12 protein-coding genes, 1 tRNA gene, 5 pseudogenes and 1 riboswitch are annotated in these 13574 nt (G+C 45.2%); of the genes and pseudogenes, 11 read left to right on the top strand and 7 right to left on the bottom strand.

The features are described 5' to 3' along the window. Positions 1-31: 31 nt before the first annotated feature. Positions 32-493, bottom strand: coding sequence for a low molecular weight protein-tyrosine-phosphatase (locus N4599_RS06665; RefSeq protein WP_260898595.1), 462 nt, complete (start codon positions 491-493; stop codon positions 32-34). Between the two features lie 200 nt (positions 494-693). Next, a pseudogene (locus N4599_RS06660) lies at positions 694-1804 on the bottom strand (NAD(P)-dependent alcohol dehydrogenase). A 137-nt stretch (positions 1805-1941) separates the two neighbouring features. On the opposite strand from N4599_RS06660, the gene N4599_RS06655 reads away from it, so the two are divergent. The 6 genes from N4599_RS06655 to ribH all read left to right on the top strand — a co-directional run bounded on the left by N4599_RS06655 (position 1942) and on the right by ribH (position 6194). Further along, complete coding sequence (locus N4599_RS06655; protein ID WP_191363732.1) at positions 1942-2343, top strand: winged helix-turn-helix transcriptional regulator; 402 nt, start codon at positions 1942-1944, stop codon at positions 2341-2343. 44 nt (positions 2344-2387) lie between these two features. Then, positions 2388-2475, top strand: a tRNA-Ser gene (locus N4599_RS06650). 116 nt (positions 2476-2591) lie between these two features. Further along, positions 2592-2734, top strand: a riboswitch (FMN riboswitch). A gap of 152 nt (positions 2735-2886) precedes the next feature. Beyond that, positions 2887-3945 carry a bifunctional diaminohydroxyphosphoribosylaminopyrimidine deaminase/5-amino-6-(5-phosphoribosylamino)uracil reductase RibD gene (ribD, locus tag N4599_RS06645; RefSeq protein ID WP_062813157.1) on the top strand — a complete coding sequence of 353 codons (1059 nt, stop codon included), beginning with the start codon at positions 2887-2889 and terminating at the stop codon, positions 3943-3945. After that, entirely contained in the window at positions 3938-4540 is a 603-nt protein-coding gene (locus tag N4599_RS06640; protein ID WP_062813158.1) for a riboflavin synthase, read from the top strand. The genes ribD and N4599_RS06640 overlap by 8 nt, the downstream gene beginning before the upstream one ends. 3 nt (positions 4541-4543) lie before the next feature. Beyond that, positions 4544-5728, top strand: coding sequence for a GTP cyclohydrolase II (gene ribA / locus N4599_RS06635; protein ID WP_260898593.1), 1185 nt, complete (start codon positions 4544-4546; stop codon positions 5726-5728). Between the two features lies 1 nt (position 5729). Beyond that, positions 5730-6194: a 6,7-dimethyl-8-ribityllumazine synthase gene (gene ribH / locus N4599_RS06630; RefSeq protein ID WP_062813160.1), complete on the top strand. Its 465-nt coding sequence runs from the start codon at positions 5730-5732 to the stop codon at positions 6192-6194. A 163-nt stretch (positions 6195-6357) separates the two neighbouring features. Here the strand turns inward: ribH and N4599_RS06625 are convergent, their stop codons facing one another. Continuing rightward, complete coding sequence (locus N4599_RS06625) at positions 6358-6543, bottom strand: hypothetical protein (protein ID WP_062813161.1); 186 nt, start codon at positions 6541-6543, stop codon at positions 6358-6360. Positions 6544-7066: 523 nt separating this feature from the next. Here N4599_RS06625 and N4599_RS06620 point away from each other — a divergent pair. The 4 genes and pseudogenes from N4599_RS06620 to N4599_RS06605 form a co-directional block, all read left to right on the top strand. Then, a pseudogene (locus N4599_RS06620) lies at positions 7067-7141 on the top strand (helix-turn-helix domain-containing protein); the annotation flags it as partial. 156 nt (positions 7142-7297) lie between these two features. Beyond that, positions 7298-7465: pseudogene (locus N4599_RS06615) on the top strand (transposase); the annotation flags it as partial. Between the two features lie 155 nt (positions 7466-7620). Next, positions 7621-8334 carry a helix-turn-helix domain-containing protein gene (locus tag N4599_RS06610; RefSeq protein ID WP_087215825.1) on the top strand — a complete coding sequence of 238 codons (714 nt, stop codon included), beginning with the start codon at positions 7621-7623 and terminating at the stop codon, positions 8332-8334. Further along, entirely contained in the window at positions 8271-9182 is a 912-nt protein-coding gene (locus tag N4599_RS06605; RefSeq protein WP_191980572.1) for an IS3 family transposase, read from the top strand. Before N4599_RS06610 ends, N4599_RS06605 begins: the two co-directional genes overlap by 64 nt. A 116-nt stretch (positions 9183-9298) precedes the next feature. Here N4599_RS06605 and N4599_RS06600 read toward each other — a convergent pair whose 3' ends face one another. The 4 genes and pseudogenes from N4599_RS06600 to N4599_RS06585 form a co-directional block, all read right to left on the bottom strand. Next, complete coding sequence (locus N4599_RS06600) at positions 9299-11839, bottom strand: mucin-binding protein (protein ID WP_260898587.1); 2541 nt, start codon at positions 11837-11839, stop codon at positions 9299-9301. A 152-nt stretch (positions 11840-11991) separates the two neighbouring features. Next, positions 11992-12225 (bottom strand): annotated as a pseudogene (locus tag N4599_RS06595) (arsenic resistance protein); the annotation flags it as partial. Between the two features lie 62 nt (positions 12226-12287). Then, entirely contained in the window at positions 12288-12590 is a 303-nt protein-coding gene (locus N4599_RS06590; RefSeq protein ID WP_260898585.1) for an ArsR/SmtB family transcription factor, read from the bottom strand. Positions 12591-12694: 104 nt separating this feature from the next. Continuing rightward, a pseudogene (locus N4599_RS06585) lies at positions 12695-12820 on the bottom strand (arsenate reductase (thioredoxin)); the annotation flags it as partial. 126 nt (positions 12821-12946) lie between these two features. Between N4599_RS06585 and N4599_RS06580 the strand changes: the two are divergent. Next, on the top strand, positions 12947-13564 hold the full coding sequence (locus N4599_RS06580) for a CadD family cadmium resistance transporter (protein WP_260898582.1): 618 nt from the start codon (positions 12947-12949) through the stop codon (positions 13562-13564). Positions 13565-13574 lie beyond the last annotated feature (10 nt).

Here is a 13574-nt window from a genome sequence, read left to right as displayed (position 1 = left end):
AGGCCGGGAGCAATCCCAGCCAAATAAAATATTACAATTCCTTATTAATCCGTTCTAACCAGTTTGGCAGGGCCTCACTCAGACTGTCGTAAGTTTCCTGGAAGCGGTGGGTGATCCACGGGTCAGAGATCCAGTTGCCCTGCTTGCTCGGGGTTGTCTCGTAAATTCCGTGCACCTTGCCAGCGAGTCCCGCCGGAGCCATGTCCTTAGCGTCGACCATGTTTATCTGGTCCATCACGATGATGTAGTCGGTTTCTTGGTAGTCCCGGTCGTTGAGCTGCCGGGCAATCATGCCGTCATCAGGGATGTTATACTTATCCAGAATTTTCTTCGTTCGGGAGTCAGCAGAGAGGCCTGCGGCAATGTCGCTGGTTCCCGCGGAGTCAACGGTAATTTGGTCCTGGAGGTTAGCGTTCCGAACCATTTGTTTAAACATCGCCTCCGCCATCGGTGACCGGCAGATATTACCGAGGCAGACAAAAATAACTTTCATTTTGCGAGCTCCTTTCAGTGTTCAAACGCTGTGCGACAGTATTAAATTATACTGGCTTTGGCGGAGCTTTGCAGGGGCGGGGACTTGGCCAATACTGCATACCCGGTTAGGCAATTGTTGATGAGTCGGCGTACAACGAATCATCACAAAAAGCCCTCTGCTATCACGGTAGCAGAGGGCTTTGCTCATCTAGCACAGATTTATTCGCCTGGTTGGTAATCCTTATCGATAATTAAAACAGGCTTGATAACCTTGCCGGACTTAGAATCTTCGTTGGCTTCGTTAATCTGATCAAAGTCATAGAACTTTTCAGTCTTGTCGAACGGGAACCAGCCCAGCTTGTAAAATTCCATCAGCCGTGGAATGTCAAGCTGTGGTACTGAATCACCCATCAAAACCCCGATGAAATTCTTGTCAAAGGCGCTGAGGTCACCCCATTCACTGATGTTGACGGAGTTGGAAGTAACGGCGATTCCGGCACAGGTTCCCCCGATGGTCAAGGCGTCAATCGCAGCCTTAGTGATCACCGGTGCTCCAGTGGTGTCGATTGAGAAGTCGCCGCCATAGCCGTTTGTCAAATCTCTAATTGCTTGAACCGGCTCCGCATCGTTAGTGTTAATGGTGTGGGTCGCGCCCAGCTCTTTGGCAAGTTCCAGTCGGTTATCGTTCCGGTCCACCGCAATGATCTTGGTATAACCCGAAATCTTGGCGGCCATCATTGCAGCAAGGCCAACGGCACCAGTCCCAAAGACGGCGATAGTTTGCCCTGGCCGTGGCTGAAGGGCGTTTAAGACGGTCCCAGAACCGGTAACGTAGCCGCAACCGAGCGGGCCAAATTTCCGCAGGTCAAGGTCCTTGTCGATCTTAACGGCGTTCCGTTGTTCAACGACCGTGGTAGTTGCAAATGAGGACTGGTTGAGCATATTTGAAATGTGCTGGCCATCCTTGCTGAAATTGTAGTCACCGTCTGGCCGTACTCCCATTAAGTCGCCCCTCGGTGTAGTTGCGACATTGGCCGGCGTGACCCGTGGAACACTTATCACAGGTTCCATCAGTCCAGTATGATAAAATAACGTGGAAGTCGGTAATGTTGGCGCCAACTTTCTCAACGATCTCGGAGCCCTCGTGTCCGAGAATCGCTGGGTAACCAACTGATGCTTCGCCGACCCGGATTGCTTCGTCAGAGTGACAAAGTCCGCTGGCAACGATGTGAACTTGTAAGTCGGTTGGGCCGACCTCGTGTAATTCAATGTTGTCCTCAATGGTAAATGGCGCACCGACGTCCTTAACAACTGCTGCTGTGACTTTCATAATTACACCTCCGTAGTGTTGATTTAATATCATGACACCCTTAATTCAGTTCATATTGAAAAATAGTTCACGAGTTGCTAAAAGAAGGCACTTTATTGTAATCTGGTATCAAAAAGGTAACTAGGGAGGGGTTCAAAATGGCGCGAAATACATATTTGCTAGGGATTGACTACTTGATTGATCTGGTGAAGGGAAAGTATAAGACTTCCATTATTTGCCAACTGGGCAAGCAAGATCAACATTTTGGTAAACTATTGCGCAACGTTAACCTTGAAAATCACGACCAAGTCACCAAAAAGGTGCTGTCGCAGCAACTAAAAGTGCTGATTGCGGCTGGAATAGTGAGCCGGACGATTATCCCAACGATGCCGCCCCAGACACAGTATGCTCTCACCCCGGTCGGCAAACAGATCCGTGAATTGATGGTGAAGCTGTCGCTAACGGGAGAGCAGCTGGTTAAAGAAAACAACCCCCAGGTGACGATTGGATATTCGTATGGCTGTATTAGTGAGCCTGGTCTTCACCCACGAAATGAGTAATATGTTATAATGAGATTATTGGGTTAGCCCAGCAATGAATTTTTGGAGAATTACTCAAGTGGCTGAAGAGGCGCCCCTGCTAAGGGTGTAGGTCGTGCAAACGGCGCGAGAGTTCGAATCTCTCATTCTCCGTTGTGTGAAGGTCTTCCGTTGAGGAGGCCTCTTTTTATTTGGGTGGATAGGTATCCAGCAAAAAAACGCTTTACAAACAGAAAGTGCAAGTTTACACTAAAGATAAATTCAAACGCAATTTTCTTCGGGGCCGGGTGAAATTCCCAACCGACGGTGACAAGGCAACTTGAAGTCCGTGACCTGCTAGCCAACAGTGGTTAGTGGCTGAACCAGTGCGAGTCTGGTACCGACAGTATAGTCTGGATGGGAGAAGAAAACGCTGTACACACTACCAGTTTAAAGATGGCCCCGGATAGCACGCATGTTATCCGGGTTTTAATTTTTTAAACCAGGGAACCAACCTAGTGCAAACCAGCAGAAAACGCCCCGTGAGAAGTCGCAGGACGTTTTTTTTGATGGGAAGGTGACGTGATGAATGATGAAGATTTGATGGGACTAGCGGTCGCGGCGGCCAAGCAGGCCGGAGTGGCAACCTGGCGGAATCCTCAGGTCGGGGCCGTGGTGGTCAAAAACGGTCACGTGCTGGCAACGGGGCATACCCAGCCCTATGGCGGTCCCCATGCGGAGCGGGATGCCCTCAGCCAACTTGCCCCGGGGCAGGCTGCCGGAGCGACCCTCTATGTGACCCTAGAACCCTGCAACCACTACGGCAAACAGCCGCCCTGTACCCAGCTGATTATTGACTCTGGGATCCAGCGGGTAGTTGTCGCCCAGCTCGATCCCCACGCCTTAGTCACTGGTAAAGGGGTTGCCGCCCTGCGCCAGCACGGGGTTGAAGTGGTAACCGGGGTCGGTGCTCAGCAGGCAGCACAGGTTAACCCGCACTACAACTTCTTTTACCGTCACCACCGTCCCTGGGTGACCCTCAAACAGGCGGTAAGTCTCGATGGTCGGGTTAGCGCCGGGCCTGGGCAACGGACGGCAATCACCAACCAGGCGGTTTACCGGCGGGTCCACCAAGAACGGGCCGGTTTTCAGGGAATTGTCATCGGGAGCACGACGGCGATTGTGGACGATCCAACCCTGCTGCCGACCACCCAGCTTGACCATCTGCCGATCCGGGTAGTGCTGGATCGCCGGGGTCGGTTGGCGGACTATTCTGACCGTCAACTTTTTCAGGACGGCCTGGCACCCACCTGGGTGTTCACGGAAAGGGAATCCTTGCCCGACCGCCTCGGTCCGCGGGCACGGGTCTTTGTGTTACCGGACTGTTCGGTACCGGCGGTCGTTCAAGTGCTGGCCGAAGAAGGCGTTCAATCATTATATGTCGAGGGTGGACCGACGATTCACGCCGCCTTCGCCCGGGCTGGACTGGTGGAGGAGGTCCTGACCTATCTTAGCCCGGTCATGCTTGGCCAGGAAGGGGTGCCGGTCTTTGCGCCACCAGAAACGTGGCGGTTTCAAGACCAGCAGCTAGAACTTTTAGGAAACAACGTCCGAATTGCGGAAAGGGAGCGGCAAGATGTTTAGTGGATTAGTACAAGGAACTGGCAAAATTACGGAGTTGCAAAAGCGGGGCGAGACAATCGAACTGACGCTGGCGCCGACGAACGCGGAAATATTAACGGAACTGGCAATCGGGGACTCGGTCGCCGTTGATGGTACCTGCCTGACCGTGGTTGCTCGGGACCAGCGGGCGTTTCGGGTGACCTTGATGCCCCAAACCTTTGAGAAGACGACCTTTCGGGAGCGGCACACTGGTGACCTGGTCAATTTGGAACGGTCAGTGCAGGTTGGCGACCGCCTGGAGGGCCACATTGTTACGGGGCACGTCGATGAGGTGACGCACGTGGTCGAGCGCCGGGTCAACGAAAACGCGATTGAGGTCCGCTTCGCCCTCCCGCACCGGCTTCAAGGCCAGGTCGTTGCCCAGGGGAGCGTCGCCATCAACGGGGTCAGCCTGACGGTTATGGCGGTCGGTCCAGAATGGTTTTCCGTCGGTCTGATTCCGCATACCCAGACCGTGACCAACCTCGACCAGCTCCAGGAAGGAAGTTTGGTTAACTTAGAAACCGACATTTTAGGCAAGTACGTTGTCGCAAATTTGCAGAGAGGGGCGGAATAAACGATGGACGTTAAGAAAATACAAGCAGCAATTGAACAGCTAAAACAGGGCGGGCTGGTCATTGTCATGGACGACCTTGACCGGGAAGCCGAAGGTGATTTGGTCGGCCTGGCTAGCAAGGCCACGCCCGCTAAGGTCAACTTCATGACCAAGCACGCCCGGGGGTTGATGTGCGTACCGATGGCGCCTGCCGTGGCTGACCGGCTCGAACTGCGGCAGATGACGGTCGATAATACGGACCCGTTCGGCACGGCCTTTACGATTAGCGTCGACCACCATTCAACCACCACCGGGATTTCTGCCTTTGATCGCTGCCGAACGATTAGCCACCTGGCGGATCCGGCTTCCCGGAACGCTGATTTTTATAAGCCGGGGCATATTTTCCCACTGGTTGCCAAGGCTGGCGGGGTACTGGAACGGAACGGTCACACCGAGGCGGCGGTCGACCTCGCCAAGCTGGCGGGAGTCGAACCGGTGGCCTACATTTGCGAAATCCTCAAGGACAACGGCGAGATGGCTCGGTCGCCGGAGCTCCACGAAATGGCGGCCGAGTACGGCTTGCCGATCATCACGATCAAGGACCTGCAGGAATACCGGCGAAACCCGGTGAGTAGGCCGGTAGAGGAGGTCAAGCTGCCGAGTGCATACGGCGACTTTCGCCTGCGCCGGTTTGCCGGTGACAACCTGGCTCTCATCAAGGGTGACCTCACTGGTGAAGAACCGGTTATGGTGCGCCTGCATTCGGAGTGCTTTACCGGTGACGTTCTGGGGTCGCTCCGCTGCGACTGCGGGCCCCAGCTTCACGCGGCAATGGAGCGAATCAACGCTACGGGTCGGGGCGTAGTCCTCTACCTGCGTCAAGAGGGTCGGGGAATCGGCTTGGAAAACAAGCTCCGGGCCTACCGTCTTCAGGAGCAGGGCTACGATACCGTGGAGGCGAATGAGCAGCTGGGTTTCCGGCCCGATGAGCGCCAGTACGACCTGGCTGCGAAGATGCTCAAGCAGCTCGGGGTTCGCCGGGTGGCCCTTTTGACCAACAACCCGGATAAGATTAGCCAGTTACGGCTCGACGGGATTGAAATTACCCGGCGGGTCCCGCTGGAAATCCAGCCCAATCGGTATGACCGGCGTTACCTGGCGACAAAGAAGGAAAAATTTCACCACTTATTAACATTGGAGGCAGATTAAGATGAATGAATACCAAGGAAAATTTGACCAAACGAACCTGCAAATCGCAATTGTAGTGGGGGATTTTAATTCGACGGTGACTAGTCAGCTGGTTGCTGGGGCGGTTGGCACTCTGAAAAAGTTCGGCCTGGCGAGCGACCGGATCGACGTTTACCATGTTCCTGGGGCCTTTGAGATTCCCTTCGCGGCCAAACGCTTGGTGGCGACTGAACGCTACGACGGCGTGATGACCCTCGGGGCCGTAATCAAGGGCGGGACCGACCACTACGACTTGATTTGCCAAAGCGTCACTAAGGGGATTATGGAACTCAACCTGCAGGGGAAGGTGCCGGTGACCTTTGGAATTTTGACGACCGACAACATCGACCAGGCCCTGCAACGGTCCGGCCTCAAAATGGGCAACGAGGGCAGCAGTACTGCTCAAAGCCTGCTAGAGATGATCTCCCTGGCGCGGCAGATTGGGTAAAATAATGTAAAATCCCCCGACTTAGTTACGGTAACTAGATCGGGGAATTTTACGTTTCAGGTTAAAATTTGCTATTTAATCGGCAAGGGCAAGGCCACTAAGTAGACGATTCGCTTCCATAAGGGCCATTTTTTATCTTTTAGGACGTCATCAAGCATTCTGCTCACTCCTTTTTCATAGCAGCGACTATTAATATCCCAGCATTAATTACCATGAGGAAAACATAGGGATAAAATACCCATCCAGGTGCGGTATCCCAATACCGATCAAAGATTACCAAGCCAATCAGGAAGAGGGCATTTAGTGATGAACAGATTGCAATGACTGAACTACGGTTATTTGCTTTCATTTAGTCCTCCTTTGGCTCCTAGCCGAACTGCTACTTTGACGCTAGCTTGCGTTTCTCACAGTTGTACCCTTCAACAAAGTTTTTAACTTCCGTCAGTCGTTTCAGCGTGAGCCAATCTTAACTAATAGCAGAGGGTAGAATTTAAATCTGCCCCCATTTTGGAAATCCCGCCGTGCTTGTTGCTGACCCATCCAAAAATCGGATGCCGGATTAGCCTGGTTGGCTTCGTAAGAATAGTTTTGGTCGAATTGCCCGTCCGTATAATTCTATTTTACGTAATCATGGAGTTGCTTTAATCGCATTTTAATCCCCTCAACTTGAATTTTAATATTATGATAGCAAATAGATGGGGAATAGCAAATTGAATTTTGCGACAAAATGCAACGATTGTATTAAGCTTCACACCCTCAATACAATAAAATGGCAGATTGTAAAATTTAAATTGAACATTTTAGTGGACAGAAAAATCCATAAAGGTCTTTAATGGTGTCACCACAACATTCCATTAGAAAGAAGGACCTTTATGGGCACCACTATTTTATCATTTGAAGACCGCATTGTCATCGAAACGCTTCGTCATGAAAAGCAATCTCTTCGATATATCGCTGATTACCTGGGCTTTAGTAAGACTACTATCTTTAATGAAATTCACCGGTTAAAGGTTGAATACCATGCGACTAGTGCGCAAGCCGACCACGAAACTAAGCTTAGTTATCGTGGCCGGAAATGCTCATTAACGGTTAACCTCAAACGACTAATCGAAGGCACCAATAATAAAATTAAAGTAATCAAACGGACCGCATATGACTATCGCAACTTCTTCCATTTCCGGATTAGGATTCTCGTTTCGTTGAAGACTTCTAATCTCATGATTCGGGAATTATCAAAAAAGAGAACTAGACCAATAGCTAAAGTAGCTTAGTCTAGTTCTCTAAATTCTCTTCATCCTTACCGATTAACAAAGAGTCTAATTTACCAACAAAAAAAGGGCTGCTTACAATAAATACTAGGTTATAATGCCCTCTAAGTATACAGATGAAATAGAAAATTCATCTTATACTTGGAGGGCATTTTTCTATGTCTAGGAAATCAAAATATAACGCGGAAGAGAAACTATTAATATTACATGAATTAGATCATTCAAGTATTAAAGAAGTTACATGGAAGTATGCAGTTGGCAAGAGCACTGTTTTGTCTTGGCGACTTCTTTATAAATACCAAGGTATTGACGGACTGCGATCTGATCACCACAATCATAGTTACTCAAGAGAATTTAAGTTGGCTTTAATTCAGCAGTACCAGGAATCAACCGATTCCCTTCGAGTATTCGCAGTTAAACATGGATTAAAATCAGATAAACAGTTATCAGACTGGATTATCCAGTATAATGAATCAAAACTGAAGGCTTATACGCCAAGAAAGCGAGATTCAATTATGCCAGGACGCAAAACTACTTTTGAAGAACGATTATTGATCATTGAGGACTTAATCAAGCACGACGTTAATTACAATTGGGCCGTCAATAAATATCATGTGAGTTACCAACAGGTTTATGGATGGTATCAGAAATATCGTAAGAGTGGTAATGACCCGCAATCACTTCGTGATCGGCGGGGTAAAGCTAAGCCTAAAGCAGAGTGGACAGAACTAGATAAATTAAGAGCGGAGAACCGGCTATTGAAGGCTGAAATGAAACGGAATGAGATGGAGGTCGCCTTCGCAAAAAAATTAATGGAAATTCGCAGTCGGGAGGCGAAAAGTTCTTCAAACAACAAGTCATCAAAGAACTAAATGAAGAGTACGGGTGGCCAATCAGCACTTTAAGCGAGATCGCGGGTATTACTAGAGATGCTTACTACAAGTGGACTCATCGAAAGCCAAATGCCCATGATAATGAACAAGCAGCATTACTTAAGGCCATTTTGGAATTAGAAGATAAGCATAAGTGGACCTTGGGGTATTTAGGTATGACGACACAACTAGCTTTTGAAAATAAATTGAATTTCAAGGTCGGCTTAAAGCGAGTTACTAACTGTATGAGAAATCACGGGATCAAGGCAAATGTCCGTAAGAAGAAACATAATCGGATTAAACGTCACGAAGAATATATCAATGACAACTTACTCAATGAGCAATTTGATCGTCAGAGTAAGAATGAGGTTTGGGTAACTGACACGACCGAAGTCCTATATGGTAGTGAGCAGGTAAGGAAGGCGCGCGTACATGTAGTAATGGATCTATATGGTCGCTATGTTTTGAGCTACAACATTTCAGCTACTGAAACGGCCGCATCAGCGATCGAATCCTTTAAGCGCGCCTTCAAAGTAGAACCAGACGCCCATCCGCTGATCCATACGGATCGCGGATCAGCATACTGTTCAATGGTTTTTAATGACTATTTGGCTAGCCAGAATTGCATTCACAGTATGTCACATCCGGGCCATCCTTGGGAAAACTCGCCAATGGAGCGTTGGTGGAATGACTTTAAGCTCATCTGGTTAGCTAAACGCTCTCGACCTAAAACATTGGAAGAATTAGAGCAATCTGTAAAGGACGCCATTAAATATTTCAACACTCAACGAGCCTACGCAACCAAAAACGGCTTGACCGCGGAAAAATTCCGCGCTCAAGCCGCATAAATAATTTTTCTATTTGAACTGTATACTTGACAGGCAATAGTGCCCTAAGTAGTCCTTTTCATAGTTTAGACGAATCGAATACAGCACTTAAATATTGGGAAAGAAAATTATGTTATCTAGTTGCGTTTCTTCTTCAATCCGCCTAAACCAAGCATTGCCAGTAAGCCAGCTAAACCTAATCCAGCTACAGCCGCATCATTCTTAGTATTACCTGTTTGTGGTAATGCTTGCTTGTTGTTTTGACTGTTGTCACCATTACCGTTGTCAGTAACATTAGTGTTTACGGTCTTGTTGCCATTACCGTTTTGGGTACCATTATTGATACCGTTGTTATTACCGTTTTGGGTACCATTATTGATATCGTTGTTATTACCTGGGTTAGTATTGTGGTTACCATTATCACCAGGGTTAGTGTTATGGTTGCCGTCATCGTCAGGGGTGGTATTGTTACCATTGTTGCCGGAGTTCTTGTAAGTTACTTCTACAGTTACGTCAGCTGTATCAGCAGTTACGTTTTCTTCAGCAACTTTCTTAGCAGCATTACCATCAACATATGAGATAAAGCCGTCGAGTTGTGGAACATTGAATTGACCCCAATCCTTAGCCGAACCAGTTGCTAATGTCCAGTTACCATAGGAAATAACCTCATCAGTAACTTCATCTATGGTCTTAGTCCGGTTGAAGTTAACCTGCTGTGTTGTAGTATCAACCATTCTATCTGGGTTGTTAACCTTGATTGTCCGAGTTACGGTCTTGAACATATCAGCATATACAGGATTGCTTGGATTTACACCTGGATCATTTGGCTTGATATCCTTAGTAGCGTGAACAAGATGAATAGTAATTGTCTCGTTTGCATTTGGTATCGTGACACTAGTTGGTAAGGTTTGACCTTCAGCAAGCTTGTAGCCTTCTGGGGTAGTAAGATTTACCTTTTGATCAGTACCAGGCTGACCAGTGACAGTAACATCATGACCCTCAACTGGCTTCTTGTCAGTCTCATCGTAGAACGTGTACGTTACTGTAGTGTCTTCAACTGGAGTTACAGTAATTTGACCAGAATTAGAAATTGTCGTGCCATTGAAATCTCTAGAATAAGTAACAGTATAAGTTCCTGGCTTAGACAAATCATACTTTCCGTTAGCATCTGGCTTAACGGCTTGACCATCTTTAGTGATAGTTACCGTAAAGTCTTTAGCAGTTAGTTGTGCTGCAGTATTATCCCTTCTAACTGCGCTATCGGTCTTTTGATCCCAGTAGCGATAATTAGTTGGATCGGCAACTTTATTAACCATAGTAGATGGATCCCAAGCAGTTGGTGCAGTTTTGGTTGTATAAGTTTCATCTTGATTAAGCAAAATTACCGGTACAACTTCAAAATAACGACGTCCCTTATAAGGATGTCCCTTGGTTTCATCTTGTACTGGATTACCATTTCTATCAACCAGCTTTGCACCACTTACACTTAAAGTATACCTGTAATATGGCATTGGCTTGCCGTTACTGTTACTAAAGGCTACAGTAAATCCATTCTTAGTTAGATAATCTTCATATTTATTAAGAGATAAATACGAAAAGGTATAGCTGCCATAGACAGTACTTTTGTTAGTTGGCGTGCTGGCCTCATATATACCATCAGGATAACCATTTAGGAAGTCTTCATCACGAAACACAGAAAGATCCCAAGTAAATGCACCTGGATTATCTGGGTATTCATCAGTATAAGTGTGATTTCCTACCTTAACCCTTGGATAAATCTTGTCTTCTGGATATAATGGCGCATAAGTTGAAGATCTGACATTCAAATGACCAGTCTGTTGTCCATTTTCCAAAACATAAAAGTCATTGTTGTCATCAATCCGGCCAGTAGACTCCTTAGCAGTAGTGTTAAGGACAAACGGAATGACCAAATTGATTGCATCATTAGCTTTAACAGTTAAATTAACTGGCACATCCTTTACGCGGCGCAAATCACCATCACGTGATTCAACTCCATCTAAAGTTTTAGTTACAGAACTGATGTCATAAGTATTACCTTGTTTGCTAGTAACTTTAACATCATTTATTCTACTACTATCTGGAACTAAACTAGATTCTGTACCTTTTGGCTTATAAGGATTAAGCCAATCAGGCATTCTCAAAGTATAATTAATTGTCTGATCTTGATCACCATTGTTTTGATAGTAAAAATGAAGTTCTAAACTATTTGGATCGTATGCACCAGCATCCTTATCCAATAAGGAATGAATAGGAGCATTACTTTTTTCTACAGCATATGAACTAGCGTATTCCTTACCAGATGCATCTTTTGCAGTGAAGTAAATGTTATACTGTCCATCTTTAGATTTATTGTCGATTAGTTTTGAATTTGTACCTTGAGGGTTGTTATAAAAAGGTGTATCAACTACTTTTGTACCATCATAGCTAGGTACAGTGGTAGATGGTGCAATTGGTGTTGTTGTATCAGTAGCAGATGCTATACCTGTTTGAGTACCAGTAGCAGATGTGGTTTGAGCGTCGGCTGAAGCACTCATTCCCATAAATGTGAAACCAATCAAAACCGAAGCAACTCCAATGGTTAATTTCTTAATCGTAAACCGTTGTTTCTTCGGTTTTTGTTGCCGAACTTGTTCTTTCCAATTATTCCTCGATAACATAATCGACCCTCCATAATATTATTTATTCTACGTCCTCAATATAATACAACTCCTTGAATCTTTCAAACTTATTTTTCGTGGAAATCGTTTCTAATTGTTTCCAACTGATAAACAAGTTGGTATATCTAAGTCTTCTAAATTTTACAATCTACCTTATCACGAAATACATCACCCATTTTTTCATAATTAACCTTAGTTAATGGCGGGTACAGCATTAAGATTAAGCCAATTGCAATCGGAATAGACGTAGTTCCCACTGACCAACTGTTGATCAACTTAGGCAAGGAAGGGAAAATAAATCCACTTAAAATCCCAAGTGCCATAGCTAAAAACACCCATAGGGTCATGTAACGATCCATAAATGATAGGTTTTTCGACGTCTTCATATTAATCCCCTTCATATAGATAATTATCTATGTTTGCGGTAAAAATAAAAGGATTATCTTTTTTAATTAGCATCCTTACACATACAATTGTCAGTATTGGACAGCGTACGGGTTAAGTCGTTAATAATAAGTGCAGTCGTGTCTGGATTTAATGAATAGTAATGCCATTTTGACTTCTTACTTACGATGACCAATCCTTTATCCTCTAATACTTTCATATGATGAGAAAGCGTTGGTTGGGTAAAATCAAAGTGATCAAGAATGTTGCAGGCACACATTTCACCACAGGAAAGCATTTCAAGAATTTTAAGCCGATTTGGTTCAGCAACTACCTTAAGCAAGTTAGCTAATTTTTGACAATCCATTTACGTTACCTATTATGTAATAGTTGTACATATTGCCATAAATAATGCTGTTTAAACAGGGGTGATTCATTAAAAATAGCCCCTAAACTAATTGGGCAATACGTTTTTTTAGTTTCATCGCGCGTTTGTCGAAACACAATCATTTTTTGTTCATGTGTGCCTTTTGCTTGTGCCGGATCAGGTAATGGCCAGTGAATACTTTTAGCTTGTGGTGGTATTACTGGACACCTACAAATAAAATTTGGCTTTTGACTATTTATTAAAGAAAATTCTCAGGGTGTCTTGATGTTTCAATCTGAGTACTCCAAAATAATATTCAAATATATATTTGAATATTATTTTGGAGGAAATAAGAAATGTTAGGAACAATTATTGCTGGTGTGGTGACTTACTGGAGTACTGCTATTGACTTATTAATAATTCTGATGCTTTTTTTTGCGAAAGTTAAAGATAAAAAGGGTGTTAGAGATATTTATATAGGCCAATTTCTTGGGTCTGGGCTTTTGATATTAGTTAGTTTGTTCTTTGCTGTCATTTTACATTACGTTCCTGATAAACGATTATTAGGTTTTCTAGGAATAATTCCTGTCTTTTTGGGAATAAAGGCTTTAATTTTGGGAGATTCAGACGGTGAAAAAATGGCTAATGAAAAATTGAAAGATACAAATCAAAATAATTTGATTAAAACTTTGATTTTCATTACTATTGTGAGCTGTGGTGCTGATAATGTTGGATTATTTGTACCTTACTTTATTAGTTTGGCACTACCAAAGTTATTAATAACTTTGTTAGTGTTTTTGATAATGATTTTCTTATTAGTTTTTATTGCCCAGAAGTCGGTTAGTATTCCAATTGTAGGTACAGTTCTTGAAAAATATAGTCGTTGGTTTATAGGAATCGTTTATATCTTTATTGGTGGTTCCGTTTTGATCGAAAATGGATCAATTCAACTTTTCGTTAATTTAATTAAATAATAGGCAGAGT

It is taken from the genome of Limosilactobacillus oris, from assembly GCF_025311495.1.
GTDB lineage: Bacteria > Bacillota > Bacilli > Lactobacillales > Lactobacillaceae > Limosilactobacillus > Limosilactobacillus oris_A.
Note: the sequence above shows the minus strand (reverse complement) of the source record. Positions and strands in the feature narration are given on the sequence as shown.

Coding starts and splice junctions, on each gene's coding strand:
- N4599_RS06665 (WP_260898595.1), bottom strand. CDS start 493: ATGAAAGTTATTTTTGTCTGCCTCGGTAATATCTGCCGGTCACCGATG.
- N4599_RS06655 (WP_191363732.1), top strand. CDS start 1,942: ATGGCGCGAAATACATATTTGCTAGGGATTGACTACTTGATTGATCTG.
- ribD (WP_062813157.1), top strand. CDS start 2,887: ATGAATGATGAAGATTTGATGGGACTAGCGGTCGCGGCGGCCAAGCAG.
- N4599_RS06640 (WP_062813158.1), top strand. CDS start 3,938: ATGTTTAGTGGATTAGTACAAGGAACTGGCAAAATTACGGAGTTGCAA.
- ribA (WP_260898593.1), top strand. CDS start 4,544: ATGGACGTTAAGAAAATACAAGCAGCAATTGAACAGCTAAAACAGGGC.
- ribH (WP_062813160.1), top strand. CDS start 5,730: ATGAATGAATACCAAGGAAAATTTGACCAAACGAACCTGCAAATCGCA.
- N4599_RS06625 (WP_062813161.1), bottom strand. CDS start 6,543: ATGAAAGCAAATAACCGTAGTTCAGTCATTGCAATCTGTTCATCACTA.
- N4599_RS06610 (WP_087215825.1), top strand. CDS start 7,621: ATGTCTAGGAAATCAAAATATAACGCGGAAGAGAAACTATTAATATTA.
- N4599_RS06600 (WP_260898587.1), bottom strand. CDS start 11,839: ATGTTATCGAGGAATAATTGGAAAGAACAAGTTCGGCAACAAAAACCG.
- N4599_RS06590 (WP_260898585.1), bottom strand. CDS start 12,590: ATGGATTGTCAAAAATTAGCTAACTTGCTTAAGGTAGTTGCTGAACCA.
- N4599_RS06580 (WP_260898582.1), top strand. CDS start 12,947: ATGTTAGGAACAATTATTGCTGGTGTGGTGACTTACTGGAGTACTGCT.